The sequence below is a fragment of the Kribbella sindirgiensis genome (genome assembly GCF_004331435.1).
Taxonomy (GTDB): Bacteria; Actinomycetota; Actinomycetes; order Propionibacteriales; family Kribbellaceae; genus Kribbella; species Kribbella sindirgiensis.
Genome location: NZ_SJKA01000001.1, coordinates 872,743 through 897,575, shown reverse-complemented (window position 1 = coordinate 897,575; position 24,833 = coordinate 872,743). Strand labels below are relative to the sequence as shown.

The following is a 24,833-nucleotide window of genomic DNA, read 5'->3' as shown; positions in this document are numbered from 1 at the left end:
GGGCCGGGAGCAGAAGGAGTCGCAAAGCGCTCCAGCATCCCGACCCGCCAACACCAAGTCTACGAATCCGTCGGCGGCTTGACATCCCTTAGGAACTCAGCACCACCGACAGCATCGGCACGAGGACCGCCCGCGACTCCCGCACGAAGGCTGGTGAACGAGCCAGGGACGAGCGGACCGCTGAGCAGCGGCGGGCCGACGTCGTGGCCGACGTGTTCGGCCACATGCTGCACAACGGCCTCGACTGGCTCGGCCGTCGCCTGCCCGACCGGCACCGCCGACGACCCCACATCGAAGTGCTGATTCCGATCACCACCCTCCTCGGGGTGGACGACGACCCCTGCGAGCTGAGCGGATACGGACCTGTTCCAGCGGAAATGGCACGCCGGATCGCGCGTGACGGCACCTGGCGACGACTCCTCACCGACCCGACCAACGGCACCGTCCTCGAAGCATCCACCCACCGCCACGACCCCGGCGCCGTAGTCAGCGAAACCCTGCTCGCACGCCACCCCGTCTGCGCCTGGCCCGGCTGCAACCGCACCTCACGCGAATGCGACCGCGACCACGCCACACCTTTCAGACAATCCGGCCGGACCAACCTCACCGGACTGGTGCCCTACTGCGAATACCACCACGTCATCAAGGACACCCCAGCCTGGGGCTGGAAGACCACCGCCCACCCCGACGGCTCCGTCACCCTCACCGCACCCACCGGCCACCGGTACACCACCGTCCCACCCGCCCGCGGCCCCATCACCCAACAGCCACCCCACCCACCAAGCGACCCACCACCTTTCTAGCAGCGGGCGCTGCTAGAAAGTCTGAACGCCGCCTCAGAGGTTGGGGCGGGCTGATCGCCCTGGCGTGCCCGCAGCACCCGAGGGGCCCAGCCGGGTGGTTACTGCCGTTGCTGGACGAGTCACCTTGCGAGGACCCGGGATCGCTAGGCAGGTTCGCCGCTCAGCCGTTCGATCGCATTGCGGAGCCGGCGGCGCCACCCCGCGCGGCCTGCTTCCTCGTCGGCGGCTGCGAGGCTGACCAGGTGCTGGGCCGTTTCAAAGCCCTCGGCGGTCTGCGGCTCTACCTCTGTCAGGGCGGCTTGCGGTTCGAGGACCTCGCGGCTGGTCCAGCCGAAGCCGTCCGGTACGAGCAGTTCGGGGACGAGCGTCTCGTGGCTGAGTGACGTCAGCTCGTTGTCACCGTTGCCGATGCTGAAGATCGTCGTACCGCGTCGTCGTACGTCGCTGATGCGTTCCAGCAACGTGTCGGCCGGTGTGTCCTCGGCGACGACCAGCAGCGACTCACCACGACCTGCGTCCTTGAGGCGGTCCAGGCCGATCGCCAGGTGCGGCGGCGCGCCCGGCGGGGGCGCCCAGCGGACCAGAGACGGCCGCAGGTCCTCGACGCCGGCCCGGTGCAGCTCGTCGTCCAGGTGCGCGGTCAGGTGCCAGGGCTCGTCGTCGACCGGTCCGAACAGCATCAGCCCGCTGCGTCTGGTGGTGAAGCGTCGCAGCGCATAGCCGAACTCGGTGGTCCGGCTACCCAGCTCGGTGCCGCTCAGCATCTCCCGAAGGAGTGAGGCCCTGGTGAGATCCACACCTCCAACCTGACACATCCACCGGTCCAGCGCGAGCGTCATACTCGGCGTACGACGACGTGAAAGGACGGCTCTCAGTGACGTCACCGGCCTACAGGGAGACCTACCCAGCCGTTCCCGAGAGCAGGGTGACGGAGTTGGAGGAGCGGCTGGGCGCCCGGCTTCCTGAGCCCTATCGCGCGTACCTCGCCGCCCAGGACGGCGGTGCGCTCGAGGGCTACAACAACCACGGTATCGAGATCATCCTCGGGCTCGGAGAAGTCCCCAGATGGTCGAGCCTGTGGTATCTCCTCGGGCAGGAGAGCGACGTGATTCCCGGCGGCTGGATCCCCGTGGGCACGGACGCCGGCGGTGGTCTTTTCCTGCTTGTCGTGACCGCCCAGGATCGAGGTTCCGTCTGGTACCAGAGCAGCGAACTGGAAGAGGACGACGACGGGGTCTCCCATCCCGTGGTGCGCGAGCGACTGGCGGACTCTTGGGATGAGTTTCTGGGGTCGATCGTGCCTCTCGAGGCCTAGAGGCGGTCGGCCTTCGACTGTAGGTAGTTGCGCTCCGGCATGCTCGTCGTACGGCGGGCCGCCAGGAGGTAGCTCTCCCGCGCTGCGGACGTGTCGCCGGACATCTCGAGTAGATGCGCGCGGACTGCCTCAAGCCGGTGGTTCATGCGGTCGTCGGACTCGAGCGGCTCGAGTACGGCGAGGCCCTCCTTCGGGCCGACCGCCATACCCACGGCCACGGCGTGGTTGAGCTTCACCATCGGGTTGTCGACCAGTTGCTCGAGTACGTCGTACAGGGCGACGATCTGCCGCCAGTCCGTGTCGTCAGCACGCTCCGCCGTGTCGTGGACCGCTGCGATCGCAGCCTGCACCTGGTACGGCCCCAGCTGTGTCCGCGACAGCGCATCGCTCACCATCGCCTCCCCCTCGACGATGGCGGCGCGGTTCCACTTCGAGCGGTCCTGCTCGGCCAGCGGGATCAGTGTGCCGTCTGCACCGGTCCGTGCGGCCCGCCGTGCGTCGGTCAGCAGCATCAGCGCGAGCAGCCCGGCCACCTCACCGTCGTCCGGCAGCAGCTTCCGCACGCCACGCACCAGCCGGATCGCCTCGGTCGTCAGCTCCGCACTGTGCAACGACGTACCGGACGACGCCGTGTAGCCCTCGTTGAAGATCAGGTAGAGCACATGCAGTACGGCGCCCATCCGCTCGTCCCGCTCCGCCTCCGGCGGCATCTCGAACGAACTGCCTGCCTGCTTGATGCTCCGCTTCGCCCGGCTGATCCGCTGCGCCATGGTTGCCTCCGGCACCAGGAACGCGGCCGCGATCTGCGCGGTCGTCAGACCACCGACCGCACGCAGCGTCAGTGCGATCTGGGACGCCGCCGACAACGCCGGATGGCAGCAAAGGAACAGCAACGTCAGCGTGTCGTCCCGACCGCCCGGGTCGTCGATCTCCGGGCCTGACGCAACGAACTCCTCCGGAGCGGCCAGCTGTGCCGCGTTCTCCTCACGCCGCCGCCTGGCCGACTCGCTGCGCAAGAGGTCGGTGAGCCGGCGCGAGCCGACCCGGATCAGCCAGCCACGCGGGTTGTCCGGTACACCCTCGGTCGGCCACTGCTGCGCTGCCGCGAGCAGAGCCTCCTGGACCGCTTCCTCGGCCAGGTCGAAGTGACCGTAGTGCCGGACCAGCGCACTGAGCACCTGCGGCGCCTGCTCCCGCAGCAACAGCTCGAAGCCCGTGCTGCGCCCAATGGTTCGCTCGCTACGCTCGCTCACATCTCCAACCCAGACATGTCCATGACCGGTCGCACCTCCACGGCGACGTACTCCGCGTCCGGCATCCGGGCCGCGTACCCGATCGCCTGGTCGATGGTGTCGCACTCCACCAGGTAGAACCCGGCCAGGTGCTCCTTCGCCTCGGCGTACGGCCCGTCCGTCGTGGTCGTGGTGTCGTCACGCACCTGCACGGTCCGTGTGGTGATGGGGTCGGCCAGACCGGCAGCACTCACCAGCAGGCCCTGCTCGGTCAGCTCCCGCGCCAGTTCCTCGTGCGCCGTGGTCAGGCCGTCGCGTTGCTCCGGAGACAGGCTCGCCCAGCTCTCGGCGTTGCTGTAGATCAGCAGCATGTACTTCACAGTCACCATCCTGTCCCGAGTGGAGGCCGCTGTGACCCCCAGTTAACAGGTACGTCGAAGCAGGTACGCCGGACTTCGACAGTTCCGGAATGTCGAAATGCACCCGGTCGGCGCCGACGTCTCCCCGAGTGACGCTCAGCCGGGGCGTCCCGCCGTACTGGAGATGACTGATGGTTTCGCATTCGAAGCGTTGGTTCGCGCTGGCGTTGCTCTGTCTGACCGGGTTCATGATCATCCTGGACGCGTCGATCGTGCTGGTCGCCGTGCCGTCGATCGAGCGTGATCTGACCTTCTCGACCGGTGGGGCGCAGTGGGTGCCCAGCGGGTACGGGCTGATGTTCGGCGGCCTCCTACTGCTCGGCGGCCGGATCTCCGATCTGCTGGGTCGCCGGCGCGTCTTCATCACCGGACTTCTGCTGTTCGCCGGGTCCTCCCTTGTCTGTGGGCTCGCGTGGAGTGGTGACGCTCTGGTCCTCGCACGCGGGCTGCAGGGCGCCGCAGCCGCAGTACTGGCTCCGAGCGCGTTGTCGATCGTCATGACCACCTTCCCGTCCGGTCCGGATCGCAACAAGGCACTGGGGATCTGGGGCGCGACCAGTGGGGTCGGCGGTACGGCGGGTTCGCTCGTCGGCGGACCTGTCACGGAAGGACTCGGCTGGCAGTGGATCTTCTTCATCAACGTGCCGGTGTGCGTGCTGGTCGTCGTACTGGCGCCCGTACTGCTGCTGGACAGCCGCGGACCGGGACGCCGCGGTTTCGACGTGGCTGGTGCCGCCAGCGTCACCGCCGCGCTGATGGTCCTCGTGTACGCCGTCATCGAGGCACCTGACTCGTCGGCGACGCGGACCGTGCTTCTGTTGCTCGCCTCCGCCGCCCTGTTCGCACTGTTCGTAGCAGTGGAGAAGCGGTCGGCTGCACCTCTCGTACCGCTCCGGATCTTCCATTCGCGCGCACTGGTCGGCGGCAACCTCATCACGATCAGCTGGGGCCTGGCGGCGTTCGGACTCAACTTCGTCTACACGCAGTACGCACAGCTCGCACTGGGTGTGTCAGCGATCCGCTACGGCTTCATGTCCGCAGTACTCGCAGCAGCCGCTGTCGTGGCGTCCATAGTCGGTCAGCACCTCGTCACTCGAGTCGGACCGCGTCGGGTCGCCCTGGTGTCGTTGCTGGTCGCAGGACTAGGTACGACGCTGATGACTCAGGTCACCGTGACCTCTGGGTACTTCGAGCTCGCCTTCTGGGGGCTGACGATCTTCGGTGCCGGTCTGGGCGCGGGTACGGTCGCCGGCTCGATCGCCTCGCTGAGCGACGTCGCGGGCGAGGACGCCGGGGTCGCGTCCGGTCTGCAGAACGCCAGCTTCCAGATCGGCGGTGCCGTCGGCGTCGCCGTGGTCTCCGCCGTCGCCACCGCCGGTACCTCGGGGGTCTCGCCGGCCGACCTCACCCACGGCTACCGGATCGCGTTCGCGACGGTGTGGATCTTCCTCGTGATCGGCGTCGTCGGCTGCCTCCTCGTCAAACGACCGTTGGAGGTTCGACCGACCGGAGCTGGGCACCGGACATCCGTGGCCGTCACCGTCAGGCGGCCCAGTTGAAGGAGGTTCCATGCTGGTCCTCGGACTGATTCTGCTGATCCTCGGGTTCGTGCTGAACATCTCGATCCTGTGGACCATCGGCATCGTGCTGCTCCTGGTCGGAGCGGTCCTGTGGCTTCTGGGAGCCACCGGCCGCGCGGTCGGCGGCCGAAGGCACTGGTACTGATCGACGCCAGCACAAGGACCCCGCGGATCCGTCCGCGGGGTTCTGTCGGCGCGGGTCGTTACCGTGTGCCCATGAAGTACGTCGTGATGATCTTTCGGAGCGTCGACCGGGTGTGGACCGCGGACGACGATGCGGCCCTGGACCGCTTGATGCGGCTCGAACAGGAGCTCGCCGAGTCCGGTGAACTGGTCAGCTCGGAGGGACTGCGACCGCCGGAGGACGGCCGGATCGTGCAGATCCGGGAAGGTCAGCAGGTCGTCACCGACGGTCCGTTCGGTGAGGCCAAGGAGCAACTGGCCGGGTTCTTCCTGGTCGACACGCCCGACGACCAACGCGCACAAGAGATCGCAGGCCGGGTCTCGGTCGCGGTCGCCGATCGGGTCGAGCTCCGCGGCACCCTGATCTCAGAGGGGATGCCAGACGAACTTCGGTGAGCGTTTCTGGGTGAAGGCCTCGATCCCTTCCGCGAGCTCACCCGAGGCGATCGTCTCGCGATACCGGCGTACGGCGGCCGCGTCCGCGTTCTCGCCCGCCAGCAGTGCGTTGACCGACTCCTTGGCCGAGCGGATCGTCAGCTGCGACCGCGACACCAGCGTGTCCGCGAACGCCTCGGCCGCCGCCATCGGGTCGTCCTCCACACGGTCGACCAGGCCCTTCAGCTCCGCGCGATCCGCGGTCAGCAGCTCACCGCTGAAGAGCAGGTACTTCGTGGTCGCGGGACCGACCAGGTCGAGCAGCACCTTGATCGCGGCGGGCGGGTAGACGACGCCGATCCGGGCCGGCGTGACGCCGAAGCTCGCGTCCCGCGCGGCGAATCGGAAGTCGCAGTTCACCGCGATCTCCAGGCCGCCGCCGATGCAGTGCCCACGGACCACCGCGATCGTCGGCTTCGGGAACTCCCGCAACGCCGCCTGGGCCTGCAGGTTGGACGCCCGCAGCTCGGCCATCGGATCGGCCGGGTCGGAGCCCGAGATCAACTCCCGGATGTCGGCGCCGGCGGAGAAGCTCGCGCCGTCGCCGGTCACCAGCAGGACCTTGACCTCGTCGTCGCTCGCCAGGTCGGCGAGCAGCCCGGGCAGGGCCGCCCACATCGCGCGGGTCAGCGCGTTCCGCTTCGCCGCGCGATCGATCACCAGCCGCGCGACCGCCCCGCCCTCGATCCGAAATCCCACGCGCGCAGTCAACCAGCAACCACCGCACGTCCGCCGCGCCCTGGATCACATCTTCTGGGCGCGACGGCGATCTGCCGACCAAGCGTTTGATCTCGGAACGATCACATCCGAATAGCGGGCGGATCACGACTGACGCCCGCCAGTGGATGTTCGTAATGCGTTAAGACTAGGGGCCGATTCGAACCGGCGCGGCGAAGTGTGCTTGACTCCTCCGGTCGATAACGTTTTGGTCTCGGCAGATTGGGTTCGACAAGTGGCTGCAGGACGGCATAGACAGGCGCGGCACCGGCAATCGCGCACCAAGATGATCCAGCCGGGTCTCGTGAAGGTAGCGATTCCGGGCGCGGCAGTGGCGATGGTTGCCACCGGTTCCGCCGCCGCACTTCCCAGCCAGCACGTTCAGCTCGACCCGTCGATCGCCAGCTCGTCCCTGCAGCTGTCGCGCGACTCCACGATCAGCCGGGACGCCCTGCGTCCGCCGATCAACCCCACGACGACACCGTCCGCGGCACCCAAGCCCAAGGCGAGCCCGACGGCCAAGCACCTCAAGAAGCAGGCGCCGATCCCGAAGCCCACGTCGGCGAAGACCCGTGCGGCGCAGGATCTGAAGGCGAACGCGACACCGCCGAAGATCACCGGCACGAAGTACACCACCACCGACGTGAACCTCTGGTCGCTGCCGCTGACCGGCCTGCTGCTGGACGTGCTGCCGAAGGGCACCAAGGTCTCGGTCTCCGGCAAGGTCGACGGCATCTGGGCCGAGGTCGTCAGCGACGGCAAGTCCCGCTGGGTGAAGGCGCAGTACCTGTCCGCCACGAAGCCGGTCGCCACGACCTCCGGAGCGATCTCGCAGGCAGCCTGCAAGTCCGGTTCGTCGGTCGAGGACGGCCTGACCCAGGACGCGATCCGCGTGCACCGGGCGGTCTGCGCGAAGTTCCCGGACATCTCGTCGTACGGCGGCCTGCGGGCGGGCGACTCCGGCTCGGAGCACTCCACCGGCCGCGCGCTCGACATCATGGTCAGCGGTTCCGAGGGCCAGGAGGTCGCGGACTGGCTGAAGGTCAACTACAAGAAGCTCGGTATCAGCGAGCTGATCTGGTCACAGCGCATCTGGACGGTCCAGCGCAGCAGCGAGGGCTGGCGCGCGATGGAGGACCGCGGCGGCGCGACCGCGAACCACTACGACCACGTGCACGTCAGCGTCTACGGAAACTCCGGCACGGTCTGAGGTCTTGGAGAGCGGCCCGGGGCGGGGACCCGGGCCGCTTTTCTATGGCCTGATGTTGGCGTTCAGGTGGAAGACGTTCGTCGGGTCGTAGGCCCGCTTCACCTCGCGCAGCCGCTGCAGCTCCGCGGCGCCGTACGCCGTCTCCGCCCGTCCGGGGTCACCGAGGAAGTTCACGAAGGTCCGCCCCGAGGTAGGTAGTGCGACCTCGCGGTCGATGATCAGTGAGTACGGCGCCTCGCGGTGGCCGATCGGGCCGGCGCCGGGACCCGGGTGAGCCATCGCGCCACCCCAGTGGCGGATCTCGACCGTCGCGTCCTCGAGTTCGGTGACGCCGTCGATCACCTCGTGGGTCAGCGTGTCCAGGAAGTCGAGATGGCGAGCGGGCGTGCCGCCCATCGCGGCGTCGGCGTACTCGATCGTCTGCAGCTCACCGGCGAGCCGCGGGCCGGCGACCTCGAACAGCGGCTTCAGCAGGTGTTCGGCCAGCTCCGCCGGGCCGGCGTACAGGACCTTGATCGCGACGGCGCGCTGCTCGGTGCGCGGGACGCGGGTCAGGACGACCGCGGTGCTGAGTTCGTTGGGGATCGTGGCGGTCCAGTCGCGGTACCGGCGGAGGATCGCGGCGGCGCGGTCGATGCCGTAGTACACGATGCCGGCGTGGACCTCGCGGACCGGGTACAGCCGGAACTCCAGCGAGGTGACGATGCCGAAGTTGCCGGTGCCGCCGCGGATCGCCCAGAACAGGTCGGGGTGCTGCTCGGCGCTCGCGGTGACGGCGCGGCCGTCGGCGGTGACGACCTCGGCGCGGATCACGCTGTCGGCCGCGAACCCGTACTTGCGGGCCAGCCACCCCACTCCGCCGCCGAGTGTGTACCCGGTGACGCCGACGTCGCGGTGCGACCCGGACAACGGCGCGAGCCCGAACTGCCGCGCGGCGTCCAGCACCGCACCCCAGCGGGCACCCGGCGCGACCTTGGCGATCCGGCGCTCCGGGTCGATCAGTACGCCGGTCATCTGGGTCGTCTTCACCAGGATCCCGCCGTCAGCAGGCACCCGGGTGCCGTGTCCCGTCGCCTGCACAGCGATCGGTACGCCGTACTCGCGAGCGGTCCGCACCGCGGCCTGGACGTCGGTCCGCCCGTACGCCTCGGCGACGACGAGGGGACGCGAGTCCACCGACGGGATCACGGAACGCCGCTGCTCGTCGTACTCCGGCTCTCCGGGCAGCCGGACGGCGCCGTTGAACCCCGCCCCGAGCAGTCCCGCCACGAGGTCACTGGCAACCGCTGCAATCGCCTGCGTAGACATCTGATCCCGCTCCTTCGCCGTATCCGCTTCCTGCTCATACGTCGAAGGAGATCGCCGGTACTCGACACGTCCGCCAAACTTTTCTCGATGACTCACACGGTCGACATCTCCGGACACACCCTGACCAAGCGCTACACGTCATGGGCGCGCGACGAGCCGTCCCGCGAATGGGCTGCCCTCACCCTCCTGTCCCGCACGGCGCCCGACCTGACCCCGATCCCTCTCACGTCCTCCACGGCCGACCCTCCGTGGATCACGATGACCCTCGTCCCCGGCCGCCCCCTCGAGGCTTCGCTCACCCAGACCACAGCTCTGGGCAACGCCCTCGAGACCCTCTGGTCAGTCCCCTTCGACGATCTCCAGCCAATCGATCTCACCGCCCTGGTCGACCGCACCCGAGTCGGTCTCACCACACTCGCCGACCGCGGCGACGTGATCGCCTTCGCCGCCCGCACCTGGCTCGACAACGAGCCCCTCGACCTGAACGTCGTACAAGACCCGGTTGTTGCGCACGGCGACCCCAACCTCGCCAACTACCTGTGGGACGGCATTCAGGTTCGCATCGTCGACTTCGAGGACGCCGGGTCGGGTGATCGCACGGTCGAGCTGGCGAACCTGGTCGAGCACCTGTCCTGGCGGCAGGCCGACCCGACCCCGTTGGTACGCCGGTTCTCCGTCGACCCCGAGCGCTTCCGGGCGGCGCGCTGCCTGTGGTCCGGGTTCTGGCTGACGCTGATCGGGCCTGGCGGGCCGAGCGCGCATCGCAATCCACCGGGGACCGCAGAAGCGCAGGCGCGGCGGGTGCTCAGGCTGGTAGCGGGATGACCTCGAGGCGGTCCAGGTCGGCGAGGATGTCGATCTCGGTGATCTTGCCGTCGGTCACGGTGATGGACATGACACCCATCAAGCGGTCGTTGACGACGGTGATCGCTCCGGGCAGCCCGTTGACCAGAGCCAGCTGGGTGTACGGCGCCATGCGGCTGAACAGCAGTGCCTGCTCGACAACGGCCCGCGCACCGCGAACCAGCTTCGACACAGCCGGTCCGGCGAACTCCGCGGTCGCCGTACCCGCGTCCGCGCGCAGCAGCACGTCCGGATCCAGCAGTGCCAGCAGCGCCTCGAAGTCGCCGCCTCGCGAGGCAGCCATGAACGCCTCGACGATGACCCGCTGCCTACTGACATCCCCGTCACTGGCCGGCGCGCCCTGGACCCGCCGCCGTGCCCGGCTCGCCAGCTGACGGGTCGCGGCCGGCGACTTGTCCACAATCGTGGCGATCTCGTCGAACCCGACCCCGAACATGTCGTGCAGCACGAACGCCAGCCGCTCGGCCGGCGACAGCGTTTCCAGTACGACGAGCAACGCCAGCCCGATCGCGTCCGCCTGGACTGCCTCGTCCTCCGGCCCTGGCGCACCAATGATCGGATCCGGCACGTACGTGTCGAGGGAGTCCTCCCGCCGCGACTTGCGGCTGCGCAGCATGTCCAGACACACCCGCGACACCACCGTGGTCAGCCAGCCCGCCAGATTGCCCACGTCACTCACGTCGGTACGGCTCAGCCGCAGCCAGGCCTCCTGTACGGCGTCCTCTGCCTCGGGCAGTGATCCGAGCATCCGGTACGCGACCGCACGCAGGTGCCCGCGGTTCTCCTCGAACCGCCGCGCCAGCTGCTCATGCTCGTCCACCGGTACCTCCTCAACGCCCTGACGGATCAGCCCACCATGATGTGACAAGCCAGCGGATCATAGGGGCATGACTGCCTTCGCGGACAACTTCGACGGGCCGGCCCTGGACCTGTCGGTCTGGTCGCCGTACTACCTACCTCAGTGGAGCTCCCGCGCAGCCTCCGCTGCGACGTACCACCTGGCCGACTCCTGCCTGACCCTGAGCATCCCTGTCGACCAGGGCCTCTGGTGTGCCGGAGATCACCAGCCGGACCTGCGGGTGTCTGGGATCCAGTCGGGCAACTACTCGGGTCCTGTCGGCAGCACGGTCGGCCAGCAGCCGTACCGCGACGGCCTGCTCGTCCAAGAGGAGCAGGAGCCGTTCTGGGGACTGACACCGGACAGTGGGTACGTCGAGCTCCGCGCCCGCGCCGACATCGCTCCAGGCTCCATGGTGTCGCTCTGGATGGTCGGGTTGGAGGACCAGCCCGACCGCTGCGGCGAGATCTGTGTCATGGAGGTGTTCGGCGACGCGCTGGCTCCAGGCTCCACTGCAGTCGGTATGGGGCTCAAGACCATCCGCGACCCCGCTGTACCGCAGGACTTCGAGGCGGTGCGGCTGCCGATCGACGTACGGGAGTTCCACACGTACGCGGTCGAGTGGTCCGCCGGTACGGCGACGTTCTCCGTCGACGGCGCCGCGATCCGGAGTTGCGCGGGCGCGCCGACGTACCCGCTGCAGCTGATGCTCGCGGTCTTCGACTTCCCGGAGCAGTCCGGCCGGTCCCACGTCCCGAGCTTCGTCGTCGACCACATCCGGGTGCGCTAAGGTCGGTGGCATGTTCCAGCGCGCGAGTATGTGGTGGGCCGTCGACCTGACGGCCTGAATCCGCGCGTACCCACCCGGCCGTCTCCTGCGAGGCGGCCGGTGTCATGTTCTCCTCGTGGGCGACCCAGCACCCTGAGGAATGCCGATGGCAACAACGCTCCGGACGTGGTCCGGTCTGATCTCCGCGCTTCTGGCCGGCTCCGACCTGTCGACGGCGGACACCGGCTGGGCGATGGACCAACTGGTGCTGGGCGAGGCGTCGCCGTCCCAGATCTCCGGGTTCCTGATCGCCCTGCGCGCGAAAGGCGAGACCGCCGACGAGCTCAACGGTCTGGCCGACGTACTGCGTTCGCACGCGACGCCGGTGCGGATCGGTGGACCGTTCGTGGACATCGTCGGGACAGGCGGCGACCGGACCGGCGCAGCGAACATCTCCACGATGGCAGCAGTGGTTGTCGCCGCTGCCGGTGTCACAGTGGTCAAGCACGGTGGACGCGCCGCGTCGTCATCAGCAGCCGGTTCTGGCGATCTGGTCGAGCACCTGGGCGTTCCACTCGACCTGACCGCTGCGGACGCCGCCCGGATCGCTGCGGACGTCGGACTGACCTACCTGTTCGCTCCACGCTTCAACCCGGCCTTACGGCAAGTTGCGGTGGTACGGCGTGAGCTGGCGGTCCCCACCGCGTTCAACGTGCTTGCACCGTTGCTGAACCCCGCTAACCCGCAGCACCAACTCGTTGGCGTAGCAAACCCACGCATGCTGCCCGTGCTTGCCGGCGCCCTGGCTCGGCGTGGCCGGTCCGCGCTGGTCGCCCGTGGCGACGACGGTCTCGACAAGCTCACCACTACTGGGTATTCGCGGCTCTGGGTGGTGCATGGCGGTTCTGCCTCGAAGGTGGTGTTCGACCCGCGCTCACTGGGCTTACGACCCTCGTCCCTGGCTGAGCTGCGTGGTGGGGATGCTGCATTCAACGGGCGGCTGTTGCGAGGACTGGTCGACGGAGAGCGCGGCCCGGTGCGGGACGTCGTACTGCTGAACGCTGCCGCCGCCCTCGCGACATTGTCACTGAAGGCCGGCTTGGACCAGCTGCCTGATTGCTTCGAGCGCTGTCAGCAGGCTGTGGACAGTGGCCGAGCAGCAGCTGTGCTGGACCGCTGGGTGAAGGCCTAGGCGAACCTCAGGATGGTGTCGGTCACCACCTGCGGTTCACGGAGACTCGGGAGGTGGTCAACGCCAGGCAGCCAGACGAACTCGCAGCCGGGGATACGCGCGGCAGTACCACCAGCCACGGCCGCGACGATCGCCCGATCCTTGTCCCCAACCATGACAACGGACGGCACCTCGATCTCATGCAGCCGGTCGTACACAGGAGGATCCGGTGTCAGGTAATCCACATCCCGGTTCGCTTCCAGTACGGCGTACTCCGCGTCCAGCTCGGGCTCCGCGGGCATCGGGAAGCCGGGGACGCCCGGACACAACAGCACCAGGCCGCGGACCCGGTCCGGATGGGCCAGCGTGAAGCTGAGCGCCGTACCGCCGCCCATCGAGCAGCCCACCAGCAGCACGTGCTCCAGGTTCAGCTGCTCCAGGACCGTTTCCAGGTCTTCGCTTAGCGAGAACTCTTGTGTCGGCCGCGGTGAACGTCCGTACCCGCGGACGTCGTACCGAAGGACCCGGTGCCCGTTGAGCCCGGGCATCACTAGGTCCCAGACGCGTGAGTCCCCGATGCCCGGATGCAGCAGCACGATCGGCACACCATCGCCGGCGAGATGCTCTGCCCAGACCGTGTCCTGTCCAACCGGGATCGTCAGCTCCATGTCTTCAGCATGCCCGTCCGCCCGTACCAATGCCCGCCCGCTCGCAGGTGCTTGACGAAGGCTCTTTGCAGAGTGGTGTCCTGCGGGACGTTGTTGAGGTCCTCGTCGGTCAGCTGATCCCCAGGTACCGGGAGATGCAGTCCCAGCCGCATCAGCTCACGGTCGCCCTCGGCGGGGTCCTCTGTTGGCAGCTGCGGGAGGATGTCGAAGCGGCTCTGGAAACGCATGATGTTCGAGTCCGGGCGCAGGTACTCAGCTAACTGCGGGTCCAGCAGCCAGGAGTGAGAGACAAGACCTGCGATCGGCTCCTCCGGGTACCAGCGCTTGAACGACTCAACTGCCGTAGCGACCGACTCCTCCGACTCCTGTGCGTCCAGCCGACCACTCGGTGGGATGTGGAGCGAGAGCACATAACCGGACACGCCGTCGCCCATGCCCAACTGGGTGCGAGTGAACGCGTGCCGGCCGATCTCGTAGTCGGTACCGCGGAAGCGCAGCGGCGGACTCCACAGTGGCATCAACCCGACACCTGCTTCGCCGAAGATGTGTCTGTGTGTCTGCATGACCCCACCGAGTGCCGCGACGGTTGCGACAGTCACCGCCTCCGGGACGCCCCGCTGCGCGTGCAACTCACGCACGCGTTGCAGGTTGGCCAGCAAGGCCCAAGCCGCCGCGAACAGCCCGACCGCCGACGCACCCTGCGGCACGGCCGGCCAGCCCCTGAAACCGGTGGGAGGCAGTGCCAGATCCAGGTCCCGCTCGACCTCGCCTGCCAGCGCTGACGTGATCGCCCACCATTCCGGGTCGCGGTCCGGGTCCGGACGCGCCGCCAGCATCGCGTCACGATCAGCTGGCTGCACACCGCAGTACGCCAGCAACTCGTCTGCGTCCTCGGGCAGCTGTAGGTCGGTAGTGCCCTCCAGGCCCTCGAACCGCGTCTGGTCCCGCTTGGTGAAGCCCACTCGTTCCGCCGCACTCAGAACGTCCACAACCAGTTCCTTCCGCCGCGCTCGGTCATTCCCCCGACCTCACCACGGGCCGCAGGTACCGCGCACGACTTTTGTGTCCGAGGTCACGGTTAGGCTCGCCGAGACATCTACCGAGGGAGTGGGAATGGCGAAGTTCGGGGAATCCGACGACTTGGTCGGGGCCGAGTTCGTAGCGGCGAATCTGCGCGGTGCCCGGTTCGTCGAATCGGATCTGCGGGGTGTGGTGATGCGCGGCGTCGACATCCAGGGCGCGGACATCGACGCGCCGTGGATCGTAGAGCCCGGCGGCAGCCTGACGGTGAACGGTGTCGAGATCGCGGGGTACGTCGACGACGAACTGAACCGCCGGTTCCCGGGACGGTCGGAGCGGCGGGCCAAGGATCCCGACGGTCTCCGCGCCGCCTGGGCCGCGGTGGAGCAGACCTGGGCCGCAGCACTCGAACGCGTCGCGAACATGCCCGCGGGCACGGCCGACGTCTCGGTCGGCGGCGAGTGGTCGTTCGCCCAGACACTGCGACACCTGGTCCACGCCATCGACCTGTGGCTCGGCCGCTCGGTCCTGGAGCGGGAAGACTTCCACCCACTCGGCCTGAGCTACGGCGTAGCGGGCTCGACCGAGCACCCGCCGTACGCCGAGGTTCTCGAAGCCCACGCCAGCCGCTTCGGCATGGTCCGCGACCTCCTCGCCACAGTGACCCCTGCCGAGCTGGAGACACCGCGCAAGAACCCGCACAGCTCCTCCCCCGAAACCACAGGCTCCTGCCTACGCGTAATCCTCGAAGAAGGCTGGGAACACTACCGCTTCGCCACCCGAGACCTCGACACCATCGAGCCCCACTGACTTCAGGAGGCCCGACCCAGGTGCAACAGCCTCCTGGGCCGCAGATGCCCAGTTGTGCGGGCGCAGTACGGGCAGTGGCGCGACAGCGGCGATTCCTACCTTGGCGGCTCCAAAGTCTCATCAGAGGAGCGTCTGTGACCCGGTCCGTACGAAGAGTGTTCGCGTCGATGTCGACTCGCGCGCGAGTAGCCGTGTCCGCGGCCTTGCTGCTCGCCGTGGTGCCCGTGACATTCACGGTGGGTTCCGCCGCGCCGGCCGAAGCACGTGAGCCGTCGCCACCCACGAACTGCAGCTCGGGCGTCAACCGCCGAGCCCAGGCGTGGGCGATGTGCAAGGGCGGGTACGGTACCTTCCGCGTCTGGGCCCGCTGCAACTGGAGCGCCTCGACGGTGTACGGCCCGTGGATGGCCCCGAGCACGGTCCGTAGCTCGAGCGTTTTCTGCGCGACCACCGGCAACCCCGCCGGCATCGTGATGGCCTACGGCATCCAGAAGCGCGACGGCTGACACCTCGGCACGCTCACGCTGCAGGTCAACGTCGAGTTGAGCGGAGGGTGTGGAGCGGAGGGTGTGGTGTTGTGGTTCAACACATCCCGGACGGGTGTCTCGCGACATACCGGACTGATGTCGCGGGAGATGCCGGACGGGGTGTTGGTGTTCGGGCATGTCGAAGGCCCGGTTGGTGATCACGGCTGTGGTGGTGGAGAAGCGTGCGGTGGCTGAGGTGGTCGCGCAGTACGGGGTGGCGCGGTCGTGGGTGTATGAGTTGCTGGCGCGGTGGCGGCCGAAGGGGAAGCGGCCTTCGAGCCGCGGTCGCGGCGTCCGAAGGCTTCACCGCGGGCCACGCCGGCCCAGACGGTGGAGCTGGTACTTCGGCTGCGCAAGCAGCTGACCGAACAGGGCCTGGACGCCGGCGCTGACACGATCGGCTGGCACCTTGAGCACCACCACCGGACGGTGTTGTCGCGAGCGACGATCCACCGGATCCTGACCCGCGCCGGCGCGGTCACACCGGCGCCGGGCAAGCGGCCCAGGTCGTCGTACCTGCGGTTCGCCGCCGACCAGCCCAACGAGTGCTGGCAGTCCGACTTCACCCACTACCAGCTGGACGTCGCCGGTCATGCAGCCGTTCGCGAGGTGGAGATCATCAGCTGGCTGGACGACCACTCCCGCTACGCCTTGCACGTGACCGCGCACCACCGGATCACCGGCCCGATCGTGACCACCAGCTTCCGCGACACCGTTGCCCGGTACGGGATCCCGGCCTCAACGCTGACCGACAACGGGATGGTCTACACCACCCGGCTGTCCGGCGGGAAGGGCGGCCGCAACGGCCTCGAGACCGAGCTGCGGAAGCTGAACATCGTCCAGAAGAACTCCCGCCCCAACCACCCCACCACCTGCGGAAAGATCGAACGGTTCCAGCAAACCCTGAAGAAATGGCTACGCGCCCAGCCCGTCCAGCCGGCCACCATCGCCGAGCTTCAAAGGCTGCTCGATGTATTCGTCGACGAATACAACCACCGTCGTCCGCACCGCTCACTCCCACACCGAGCAACCCCGGCCACCGCCTACACCGCCCGCCCCAAAGCCACCCCCAGCACCGACCGAACCGGCGAAGTCCACCACCGCGTCCGCACCGACCGCGTCGACCAAACCGGCGTCATCACCCTGCGAGTCAACGGCCGGCTCCACCACATCGGCATCGGCCGAACCCACGCCCGAACCCACGTCCTGATCCTCGCCCAGGACCTCCACATCCGCGTCATCGACGCCGCCACCGGCGAACTCCTGCGCGAACTCACCCTCGACCCCACCAAGGACTACCAACCCACCGGCCGACCACCCGGACCCATCCCCAAAAGAAACAGGTGAACCCACAACCCGTGGGTTCACCTGTCCGGGATGTCTCGAGACATCACAGAGCGGAGGGTGTGGGATTCGAACCCACGATGACGGTCACCCGCCATACCGGTTTTCAAGACCAGCGCACTCGGCCGCTATGCGAACCCTCCTGGCGGTTGCCGCCGCGGGTTGAGGATACCGGGTGGAAACGGAGTGCGGGGGTGGGGAGGGGCCGGTAGGGTCGCGCAGGGCTGGACAGTCGGCGTCCATCGCTTCGTCATGCCCTCAGGAGTCCCATGCGTTCCCTCGGTGCGTACGCGTTCCCGTCCGAGCTCGGACCTGATTTCCGCAAGATCTTTCCGGCCGCGATCATCTCCAACCTCGGCGACGGCGCCCTGATAGCCGCCGGCCCGTTGCTCGTCGCCTCCATCACCACGGAACCCGCGGCGGTCGGTGCCGCCGCCTTCGTGCAGCAGTTGCCGTGGCTGCTCTTCGCTCTGTTCAGTGGCGTCCTCGTCGACCGGCTCGACCGCCGGTTGATGATCGTTGCCGCAGACACCTTTCGCGCGATCGTCCTGGCCGCGCTCGGTCTCGCCGTACTGCTCGGCACCGCGCCGCTCTGGGCGGTCTACCTCGCGCTGTTCCTCCTCGGTACGGCGGAAACGCTGGCAGATAATGCATCCGGCGCGCTGCTGGTGAGCGCCGTACCGAAGGACCACCTCGGCAAGGCCAACGCTCGGCTGTTCGCCAGCGGAACCGTGCTTCAGCAGCTCGGCGGGCCTCCACTGGGCGCTCTGTTGTTCGCTGCGGGCGCCGGCATTCCACTGGTCTTCAACGCCATCACCTTCGCCGCAGCAGCGACCCTGATCGCCCGCGTCGCCGTACGGCCGCCGCTGCCCGACCACACCACCCGTGCGGCCGTACTGCACGAGGTACGCGAGGGAGTCCGCTGGCTCTGGCACCACTCCGGCGTACGGACGCTCGCTCTGTCGATCCTGGTCATGAACATCACCTTCTGCGCGGCCTTCGCCACCTGGGTGCTGTTCGCGCGCGAGCAGTTGGGGCTGAGTGAGACGCAGTTCGGTCTACTCGTGTCGGTCGGTGCCGTGGGCGGTGTGCTCGGAATGCCGACGTACCACTTCCTCGAGCCGCGGGTAGGGCCCGTGACCCTCCTCCGCGTCGGACTGGTCATCGAGACGACGGTCCACCTCATACTGGCGGTCACCAGGAGCCCGTGGGTCGCCGGCGCGACCATGGCGGTGTTCGGCGTTCACGCGGTGGTGTGGGGCATCGTCTCGACTACAGCGCGTCAGCTGGCCACACCGGACGCTCTGATGGGCAGGGTGAACAGCGTGTACCTGCTGGCCTCAGTAGGTGGCGCCGCGATCGGCTCCGCGCTTGGCGGCGTACTGGCGCAGCAGTACGGTCTGGCTGCACCGTTCGCGATCGCCTTCGTAGCGATGGTGGTGATGACTGCGGTCGCCTGGCGCCCGCTGCGGAACGTGTCGGTACGTCGAGTGCGCGCAACTGACTGAAATCGGTTGGAGTCGGCTGGCGAGCGCTTGCTACGGTTCGCCAGCCGCCGAAAAGACCCGATGGGAGCGCTCCGCCATGCCCGCAGCCGCGTCACTCGGCCTCCCGAACGTCCGCGGCCGGGTCCCACTGCTGGCCGGTCTCGCGATCGACTCGTTCGGTGGCGGCTGCGCCGGACCGCTGCTGTTGCTGTTCTTCAACAAGGTCGCCGGCATCCCGCTGGGGACCGCCGGCGTGATGCTGACCGTCGCGACGCTGTTCTCCATCGCGGCGCCCGCCGCGGTGGGTCTGGTGATCGACCGCGTCGGTCCGCGGAACCTGGTCGTGGCTGCGCAGTTCGCTCAGGGTCTGGCGTTCACGGGCTTCTTCTTCGGGCGGTCGATGTGGCTGCTGTTTCTGTGTGCACTGGTCATGACAACCGGCCAGCGGGTGTTCTGGTCGGCGATCTTCAGCCTCCTCGCGGACGTCGCCGACGAGGGCGAGCGGGACAAGTGGTTCGGCCTGGGTGGGATGATGCAGGCTGGCGGCCTCGCTCTAGGCGCATTGGTGGCCGGCTGGCTGCTGGCGATCGGCGGGGACGCACCGTTCCTGTTCGCGATGGCTCTCAACGCGGTGACGTTCTACGTCGCCGGGCTGCTGCTCATGCGGCTACACCCGTCGCACCACGAGCGGACCAACCAGGACAGCGGCCCGGCGCCCTTGCTGCGCAAGGACAAGACGTTCCTGGCCTTGATCGGCGCCAACACCTTGCTGGCACTCTGCACGATGATGCTCGGCGTCGGCGTACCGGTGTACGTCACTGAAGCGCTGACAGTGCCCAAGTGGTTGGTCGGCGTACTGATCGCGGCGACGGCCGTCGTGCTGGCGACCGGTCAGACGCTTGTCGTACGGCACACCGAGCAGCGGCGGCGTACGAACGTCATGGTGGTCGCTGGAATCACGTACGCCGTGTGGGCGCTGCTGATGGCGCTACAGGTGCATATCGCGGCTGGGTGGGTCGTGCCGGTGCTGGTGCTAGCCACGGCGTGCTACGCGTTTGCCGACGTACTGCACGCGGCGACGAACAATGCCCTCTCGGCAGAGATTTCACCCGCGGTCGGGCGGGGGAAGTACCTGTCGTACTGGCAGTACTCGTTCACCTTCTCGAGCGTGCTGGCGCCGGCGTTCTTCGCGCAGCTGTTCGAGGTGCAGCACGAGCTGCCGTGGGTGGCGCTCGCGGCGCTCGCGCTGGTGGCGAGTCTGACGATCTACATCCTCGCCCGGGTCGCTCCGCGGCTCAGCTCCGAGCGAATCTGAGCAGGCGGTTCCTGACCCGTCAGGATGCGTTGCATCTGATCGAACATCTGTTCTAATGTTGGCTCAGTTCGCGGTTCTCCACCGGGATTGTCCGACGGACCGAGCCTGCCACCTCCGACGTGGACGGCCCGGAGGACACCGCCGCCCGGGTTGTGAGGACCCGGGCTGTGGAGAGTCCGCACTACTAGCCATCTTGGTACAAGCTGGAGCGAGGTGATCACGCGACGAGAGGACAGCAGATGTTGCTGGAACACCGCGGCCGTCGACCGGTCGTGCCCGAATCCGCGTATGTCGCTCCATCAGCCGTACTCTGCGGCGCCGTCGTCCTCGGCGAAGGCAGCAGGGTCCTGCACGGTGCGGTGCTGACAGCGGAGAACGGCGAGATCCGGCTCGGTGAGAACAGTGTGGTGATGGAGAACGCCCTGGTGCGCGGCCGGGCCGATCATCCCGCGCTCATCGGCGACGCGGTCCTGGTAGGTCCCCATGCACATGTCAACGGCGCCACGGTCGAGGACGAAGTCTTCATCGCCACGGGCGCCGCGTTGTTCCCAGGTTCTGTCGCCGGCGCAGGCGCGGAGCTCCGGATCAACAGCGTGCTGCACGTGAACTCGCGGCTGGAAGCAGGCACGGTCCTCCCGATCGGATGGATCGGCGTCGGCGACCCGGCACAGCTCTTCTCCCCCGACCGGCACGAGGAGCTGTGGCAGATCCAGCGCGACCTGGACTTCCCGGGCACGGTGTACGGCGTCCCTCGCGATACGCCGATGCGCGACATCATGGCGCGCCAGTCAGCGTTCTACGGCGAGCACGCTGCGGACCGCCCGGCAGACCCGACCTGTCAGGTGAAGGTCAGGCGGTAGTCGGCCGGGGTCAGGCTGGGGTCAGGTTGTGGAGTTCGAAGCGGCGGATCTGGGCGGGGGAGGAACCCGCGCAGGTCAGGCGGGCATCGACGGTGTCGAGGTGGGCCGAGACTTCGACGGCGATCAAGCCGTTGGTGGATGCGAGGAGGATTCGCCAGCGGTGCTCGGCGAGGACTGCAACGGTGTGCGGGAGGAGGTTGTCGACCGCGGGTGAGTGACCGGCGGCGCGGGCGAAGTGCTGGGCGGCTTGGACGGGCGGGATGAACGCACCCGATCCACGGAGGAGATCGGGTACGACGGCGCGCTCGTCGTACTGCTTGGCGAGTTCGGCGGCGCGGGCCGGTGCGACCTGCCCGTAGAACAGGCTGTGCGGCAGGACGACGACGTTCGCGGCGAAGCGGTCGCCGCCGATGTGGCTGCATTCCCAGGTGCGTTCTGGGTAGGCGGCGGTCAGGGTGGCCGCGACCGGGCGTCCGCGGACGGCGCAGCATGCGTCGTGTCGTCCGTGGGTGCACACGAGGTAGATGGGCGCGGTGCTCACCTGTCCTGTGTCCTTGCCGGCGAGGACCTCGAGCAGGTGTTCGTCCGTCGGCAGGTCGCCCCAGCGAACCAGTTCGTGCCCGGGGCGGCAGTCCACCAGTCCCCACCGCCGGGGACCAGTCCGATCGACGCGACCGAACCGGCGGATCAGCACCGGCCGAATCCCCAACTCTCGACATCTCCGCGCAACCACATCACCCAGTCCAAGATCAGATGAGCTGCGCTGGAGGGCGGTTAGGGCTTGGCGGGGCCAGGGGGTGTGGGATTCGATGAGGAGCCAGCGTTCGGCGGGTGGGGCGGTTGCGGTCAGGGAGTCGTGACGGAGGTCGGCTTGTGCTGCGCAGCCGGTCTCCGGGCGGTATCTGACGTCACCGAGGTCCACGCCACCTCACGATACGGTTGCCGACTTCAACCACCGATGGTCACTGGGCGGTGGCGACTACGACTGCCTCGGTGAGGAGGCGGCGGACGAGGACGAGTTGGTCGGCGTCGTCGAGGCCGGGGAGGTTTCCTACCTTGCAGTCGGCGCCCGAGACGAGTTCTGTGACGGCCGCGGTCGTGGCGGGCGGGAAGGTGATCGTTCGGTCGGGGAGTTGGAGGACGAGCGGGTCGCCGGGGACAAGGCGGCAGCGGAGACCTGCGCGGAGGCGGACCGTCGTACCGACGGCCAGCGAGGTGATGGACGCGGCGTGCGCCAGCGGTGGGAGCGGAGCTGGGCGGTTGCTGGACCAGGTACGGCGACGGAGACGGTCGGCCAGTGCGCCCGGGGTCGCCGTACGGAGCTCGTGCGTGAAGAGTTCGACCACTTGCGGCATGATCTGGGCTAGTTGCTCTGGGTCGCCAGGGTCGAAGCCGAGAGGCAGAGCGGTCCGCAGAGACGCTTGGTCCGCAGCCAGTGCGGCCAGCTCCTGGACGAGCAGGTAGCGCGTCAGGGTGTGGAGTCCGACGGTCAGGTGTGCGCTCACGCCACCCAGTGCCTTGGCCGAGTGCAGGAAGCCGCGGGGCACGTACAGCGCATCACCGGGCCGTAGTACCTCGTCGATCACCGGTGCCTGGTCGCGTGCCGCTTCTCCAACGGCCCGCGCGTGGTCGGTCCACGGCTGGTTGCGGAGCGGGTCGAGATGGACCGGCTCGTGCACGGTCCAGTGCTTCTCGCCGGCTACCTGCAGTACGAACACGTCGTGTACGTCGTAGTGCGCGGAGAACCCCTGCGACTCGGCCGGGGTGATGTAGGCGTTGATCTGCACCGGGTGACCCGCGTCCGCGGACAGCTGGGTGGAGAAGTCGACCAAGGCCGGCCAGGTCCGGTGCAGGGCCTGCAGTACTACGGTGTGCCCGCTGGCGAACAGCGCGGCGACCTTGTCGTCGCGGACCTGGTCCGCGATCTCGGCGCCGGCACCGGCCGGCCCGGTGAACTGGCTGTCTCCGACCACCGACCCGTTCTTCGCGATCCGGAGGAACGGTGTCCGTAGGCCGCGGCGGGACAGTAGTTCGTCGACGGCGTCGAGGCTGAACAGGTCGTCGTACGGAGCGGGGAGGTCGGGGCCGTGGGACAGGAGTGCTCGCGAACCCCAGTAGGTGTTCGCGAACTCGTCCAGATCTCCCGCCACACAGCGCCGGAGTGCCGGGCGGTCGTCTCGCAACTGCTCAACGCCATCGGCCGACGACTGCTCGGCCCCATGGTTGTTTAGCGGGAACGGCCCGGCCTCCGGCACGGTGGTCACCAGCTTCCGGAGTTCCCGCCGGCGCCACCGTCCGCACCGCCATCTGCCCCACCATCAGAGCCACCCTCGGACCCACCCGAACCCGAGCCTTCACCACCGGCGCCGCCGTCAGCGCCACCGTCGGTCCCGCCGGCGTTCGCGCCGCCGTCCGCAGGGCCTTCGCCGTAGTTTCCGGCGCCACCGTCAGCTCCGCCGTCGGTTCCGCTGGGGTTCGCGCCGCCGTCCGCGGTTCCTTCGCCGGCCCCGCCGTCAGCGCCACCGTCCTGCGTGCCCGGGGAGGCGCCACCATCGGCCGGTCCTTCGCCGCCGCCCGCACCGCCATCGGCTCCACCGTCAGCGCCGCCGTCCGACGACTCCCCGCCGTACCCGGAACCCCCGCCGCCGGGAGCAGCGGTCGAACCGCCGGCCGTGGTGTCGTTGCCTTCGCCCGAGCCTCCGTACTCGCCGGCGCCACCTTCGGACGAGGTGTTCATGTCGTCATCGTTGAGACCCATTGTGCTGCTCCCTTCGCGAACGGCCAGAAGTTGCCCGGGGCATACCACCGGGGGCACTGGCCATCCTGTGCGCAAAGTGGACCTCAGCTAAACCCCTCGCGCGTTACAGCGCCAACTCGATTGCGCGGCAGCAGATCCGCCAGCACCTTCACGAACCCGTCGGTCACGTCCTCGGGCCGTACGGCGATCCGCAACCAGTCCGGCCCGAGACCCGGGAACGTATCCCCGCGCCGGACCGCAAACCCCTGTGTACGCAGGGATTCCCGCACCTCCGCCGCCCCCGGCACGTGCACGAGGACGAACGGCGCACGCGCCACGCCGTACGTCGAAAGTCCGTTCACTGTTCCGAGACTGTCAAGCAGATGGACACGGTGGCGTTCGATGTCGAGGGCAGCCTGGGCCGCTTCCGCGACGGCACGCTCGTTGCTGCAGGCAATTGCTGCCGCGAGTGCAGGAGTGGACACCGGCCAGTGCGGCTGGACCGCGGCCAGTTGCTCGATCAGCCCCGCGCCGGCAATGACGTACCCGACCCGCAGACCCGCGAGTCCCCACGTCTTCGTCAGGCTCCGCACCACCACGAGCCCGGGGATGGACGCGCCGGCGAGCGACTCGGGCTCACCGGGTACGGCGTCCATGAACGCCTCGTCGACGACCAGGATCCGATCGGGTCGCGCCAGCTCGCGCAGGTCGTCGGCGCGATGCAGTACCGACGTCGGGTTGGTGGGGTTACCGATGACAACGAGATCAGCGTCGGCCGGTACGGCGGACGGGTCCAGCGTGAACCCGTTCTCGGGCCGCAGGATCACCCGGTCGACCAGGTGCCCGGCCGAACGCAGCGCGGCCTCGGGCTCGGTGAACTGTGGATGCACCACGACCGGGTGGCGCGGCCGGAACGCCCGTGCGATCAGGACGAACGCCTCCGCCGCCCCCGCGGTCAACAGCACCCGGTCCGGCGCGACACCGTGCCGGTGCGCGACCGCCGCAAGGGCCGCGTCCTGCCGTGGGTACCCCGCCAGCTCGGTCAGGCTCGCCGTGATCGCGTCGAGCAACCAGGGCGGGGGTGTGCCCGCGCGGACGTTGACGGCGAGGTCGACCAGCCCCTCACCGACCTCGAGATCGCCGTGATGCTCCAGATCAAACCCATCCGCCACGCCCAGGAGGCTAACGGGTCAGCGACTCTTACGGACCGCCCGGTCCGCG

General features: G+C 68.4%; 27 protein-coding genes and 1 tRNA gene. 15 read left to right on the top strand and 13 right to left on the bottom strand.

Translation table 11 applies throughout. From position 1 onward, the window contains the following. The first annotated feature begins 203 nt into the window (after positions 1–203). Positions 204–803: an HNH endonuclease signature motif containing protein gene (locus E0H50_RS44165; protein WP_337590362.1), complete on the top strand. Its 600-nt coding sequence runs from the start codon at positions 204–206 to the stop codon at positions 801–803. 143 nt (positions 804–946) lie between these two features. On the opposite strand, the gene E0H50_RS04490 is transcribed toward E0H50_RS44165, so the two are convergent. Then, positions 947–1,600: a hypothetical protein gene (locus E0H50_RS04490; RefSeq protein WP_131284923.1), complete on the bottom strand. Its 654-nt coding sequence runs from the start codon at positions 1,598–1,600 to the stop codon at positions 947–949. Positions 1,601–1,677: 77 nt separating this feature from the next. Between E0H50_RS04490 and E0H50_RS04485 the strand changes: the two genes are divergently transcribed. Then, a complete protein-coding gene (locus E0H50_RS04485) occupies positions 1,678–2,118 on the top strand; it encodes an SMI1/KNR4 family protein (protein WP_165546990.1) in 441 nt (146 codons plus the stop codon). On the opposite strand, the gene E0H50_RS04480 is transcribed toward E0H50_RS04485, so the two are convergent. Together E0H50_RS04480 and E0H50_RS04475 are read right to left on the bottom strand one after the other, a co-directional pair. Next, positions 2,115–3,371, bottom strand: coding sequence for an RNA polymerase sigma factor (locus E0H50_RS04480; protein ID WP_238150768.1), 1,257 nt, complete (start codon positions 3,369–3,371; stop codon positions 2,115–2,117). The genes E0H50_RS04485 and E0H50_RS04480 overlap by 4 nt on opposite strands. Further along, entirely contained in the window at positions 3,368–3,721 is a 354-nt protein-coding gene (locus tag E0H50_RS04475) for a YciI family protein (RefSeq protein ID WP_238150777.1), read from the bottom strand. Before E0H50_RS04475 ends, E0H50_RS04480 begins: the two co-directional genes overlap by 4 nt. Positions 3,722–3,900: 179 nt before the next feature. Between E0H50_RS04475 and E0H50_RS04470 the strand changes: the two genes are divergently transcribed. The 3 genes from E0H50_RS04470 to E0H50_RS04465 all read left to right on the top strand — a co-directional run bounded on the left by E0H50_RS04470 (position 3,901) and on the right by E0H50_RS04465 (position 5,928). Continuing rightward, positions 3,901–5,328: an MFS transporter gene (locus E0H50_RS04470; protein WP_131284919.1), complete on the top strand. Its 1,428-nt coding sequence runs from the start codon at positions 3,901–3,903 to the stop codon at positions 5,326–5,328. A 10-nt stretch (positions 5,329–5,338) separates the two neighbouring features. Continuing rightward, complete coding sequence (locus E0H50_RS42755; RefSeq protein WP_165546417.1) at positions 5,339–5,494, top strand: DUF6131 family protein; 156 nt, start codon at positions 5,339–5,341, stop codon at positions 5,492–5,494. A 71-nt stretch (positions 5,495–5,565) separates the two neighbouring features. Beyond that, positions 5,566–5,928, top strand: coding sequence for a YciI family protein (locus E0H50_RS04465; protein ID WP_131284917.1), 363 nt, complete (start codon positions 5,566–5,568; stop codon positions 5,926–5,928). On the opposite strand, the gene E0H50_RS04460 is transcribed toward E0H50_RS04465, so the two are convergent. After that, the gene (locus tag E0H50_RS04460) at positions 5,899–6,666 is read right to left on the bottom strand and encodes an enoyl-CoA hydratase/isomerase family protein (RefSeq protein ID WP_202868001.1); all 768 of its coding nucleotides are present in this window, start codon (positions 6,664–6,666) and stop codon (positions 5,899–5,901) included. The two genes, E0H50_RS04465 and E0H50_RS04460, sit on opposite strands and share 30 nt — an antisense overlap. Positions 6,667–6,988: 322 nt before the next feature. Between E0H50_RS04460 and E0H50_RS04455 the strand changes: the two genes are divergently transcribed. Beyond that, positions 6,989–7,894: a VldE C-terminal domain-containing protein gene (locus tag E0H50_RS04455; protein WP_238150767.1), complete on the top strand. Its 906-nt coding sequence runs from the start codon at positions 6,989–6,991 to the stop codon at positions 7,892–7,894. A 42-nt stretch (positions 7,895–7,936) separates the two neighbouring features. Here the strand turns inward: E0H50_RS04455 and E0H50_RS04450 are convergent, their stop codons facing one another. Further along, entirely contained in the window at positions 7,937–9,202 is a 1,266-nt protein-coding gene (locus E0H50_RS04450) for an FAD-binding oxidoreductase (RefSeq protein WP_131284911.1), read from the bottom strand. 87 nt (positions 9,203–9,289) lie between these two features. Between E0H50_RS04450 and E0H50_RS04445 the strand changes: the two genes are divergently transcribed. Continuing rightward, positions 9,290–10,027: a phosphotransferase family protein gene (locus E0H50_RS04445; RefSeq protein WP_131284909.1), complete on the top strand. Its 738-nt coding sequence runs from the start codon at positions 9,290–9,292 to the stop codon at positions 10,025–10,027. On the opposite strand, the gene sigJ is transcribed toward E0H50_RS04445, so the two are convergent. Further along, positions 10,008–10,886 carry an RNA polymerase sigma factor SigJ gene (sigJ, locus tag E0H50_RS04440; RefSeq protein ID WP_131284907.1) on the bottom strand — a complete coding sequence of 293 codons (879 nt, stop codon included), beginning with the start codon at positions 10,884–10,886 and terminating at the stop codon, positions 10,008–10,010. The two genes, E0H50_RS04445 and sigJ, sit on opposite strands and share 20 nt — an antisense overlap. Before the next feature lie 67 nt (positions 10,887–10,953). On the opposite strand from sigJ, the gene E0H50_RS04435 reads away from it, so the two are divergent. Continuing rightward, on the top strand, positions 10,954–11,694 hold the full coding sequence (locus E0H50_RS04435) for a glycoside hydrolase family 16 protein (protein WP_131284905.1): 741 nt from the start codon (positions 10,954–10,956) through the stop codon (positions 11,692–11,694). A 145-nt stretch (positions 11,695–11,839) separates the two neighbouring features. Further along, a complete protein-coding gene (trpD, locus tag E0H50_RS04430) occupies positions 11,840–12,865 on the top strand; it encodes an anthranilate phosphoribosyltransferase (protein ID WP_202868000.1) in 1,026 nt (341 codons plus the stop codon). Here the strand turns inward: trpD and E0H50_RS04425 are convergent. Both E0H50_RS04425 and E0H50_RS04420 read right to left on the bottom strand, forming a co-directional pair. Then, positions 12,862–13,512: an alpha/beta fold hydrolase gene (locus E0H50_RS04425; protein WP_131284901.1), complete on the bottom strand. Its 651-nt coding sequence runs from the start codon at positions 13,510–13,512 to the stop codon at positions 12,862–12,864. The two genes, trpD and E0H50_RS04425, sit on opposite strands and share 4 nt — an antisense overlap. Next, positions 13,503–14,501, bottom strand: coding sequence for an acyltransferase domain-containing protein (locus tag E0H50_RS04420; protein WP_131284899.1), 999 nt, complete (start codon positions 14,499–14,501; stop codon positions 13,503–13,505). Before E0H50_RS04420 ends, E0H50_RS04425 begins: the two co-directional genes overlap by 10 nt. A gap of 124 nt (positions 14,502–14,625) precedes the next feature. On the opposite strand from E0H50_RS04420, the gene E0H50_RS04415 reads away from it, so the two are divergent. The 3 genes from E0H50_RS04415 to E0H50_RS04405 all read left to right on the top strand — a co-directional run bounded on the left by E0H50_RS04415 (position 14,626) and on the right by E0H50_RS04405 (position 17,216). After that, positions 14,626–15,342: a DinB family protein gene (locus E0H50_RS04415; protein WP_131284897.1), complete on the top strand. Its 717-nt coding sequence runs from the start codon at positions 14,626–14,628 to the stop codon at positions 15,340–15,342. 167 nt (positions 15,343–15,509) lie between these two features. Continuing rightward, a complete protein-coding gene (locus E0H50_RS04410) occupies positions 15,510–15,848 on the top strand; it encodes a hypothetical protein (protein WP_131284895.1) in 339 nt (112 codons plus the stop codon). A 270-nt stretch (positions 15,849–16,118) separates the two neighbouring features. Further along, the gene (locus E0H50_RS04405; RefSeq protein WP_420323228.1) at positions 16,119–17,216 is read left to right on the top strand and encodes an integrase core domain-containing protein; all 1,098 of its coding nucleotides are present in this window, start codon (positions 16,119–16,121) and stop codon (positions 17,214–17,216) included. Between the two features lie 51 nt (positions 17,217–17,267). Here E0H50_RS04405 and E0H50_RS04400 read toward each other — a convergent pair. Continuing rightward, a tRNA-Ser gene (locus E0H50_RS04400) sits at positions 17,268–17,356 on the bottom strand. A 126-nt stretch (positions 17,357–17,482) separates the two neighbouring features. Between E0H50_RS04400 and E0H50_RS04395 the strand changes: the two genes are divergently transcribed. The 3 genes from E0H50_RS04395 to E0H50_RS04385 all read left to right on the top strand — a co-directional run bounded on the left by E0H50_RS04395 (position 17,483) and on the right by E0H50_RS04385 (position 20,875). Beyond that, positions 17,483–18,721: an MFS transporter gene (locus tag E0H50_RS04395; protein WP_131284893.1), complete on the top strand. Its 1,239-nt coding sequence runs from the start codon at positions 17,483–17,485 to the stop codon at positions 18,719–18,721. Between the two features lie 76 nt (positions 18,722–18,797). Further along, positions 18,798–20,015: an MFS transporter gene (locus tag E0H50_RS04390; protein ID WP_131284891.1), complete on the top strand. Its 1,218-nt coding sequence runs from the start codon at positions 18,798–18,800 to the stop codon at positions 20,013–20,015. Positions 20,016–20,254: 239 nt separating this feature from the next. After that, positions 20,255–20,875, top strand: coding sequence for a gamma carbonic anhydrase family protein (locus E0H50_RS04385; protein ID WP_131284889.1), 621 nt, complete (start codon positions 20,255–20,257; stop codon positions 20,873–20,875). A gap of 10 nt (positions 20,876–20,885) precedes the next feature. On the opposite strand, the gene E0H50_RS04380 is transcribed toward E0H50_RS04385, so the two are convergent. From E0H50_RS04380 to cobC, 4 genes are all read right to left on the bottom strand, one after another. Continuing rightward, positions 20,886–21,797 (bottom strand): sucrase ferredoxin, encoded by a 912-nt coding sequence (locus E0H50_RS04380; protein WP_131284887.1) that lies wholly within the window; start codon positions 21,795–21,797, stop codon positions 20,886–20,888. 40 nt (positions 21,798–21,837) lie between these two features. Next, the gene (locus tag E0H50_RS04375) at positions 21,838–23,025 is read right to left on the bottom strand and encodes a cupin domain-containing protein (RefSeq protein ID WP_238150766.1); all 1,188 of its coding nucleotides are present in this window, start codon (positions 23,023–23,025) and stop codon (positions 21,838–21,840) included. Between the two features lie 110 nt (positions 23,026–23,135). Next, on the bottom strand, positions 23,136–23,633 hold the full coding sequence (locus E0H50_RS04370) for a BatC protein (protein ID WP_131284885.1): 498 nt from the start codon (positions 23,631–23,633) through the stop codon (positions 23,136–23,138). A gap of 83 nt (positions 23,634–23,716) precedes the next feature. Beyond that, positions 23,717–24,784, bottom strand: coding sequence for an Rv2231c family histidinol phosphate aminotransferase CobC (gene cobC / locus E0H50_RS04365; RefSeq protein WP_238150765.1), 1,068 nt, complete (start codon positions 24,782–24,784; stop codon positions 23,717–23,719). Between the last annotated feature and the right edge of the window lie 49 nt (positions 24,785–24,833).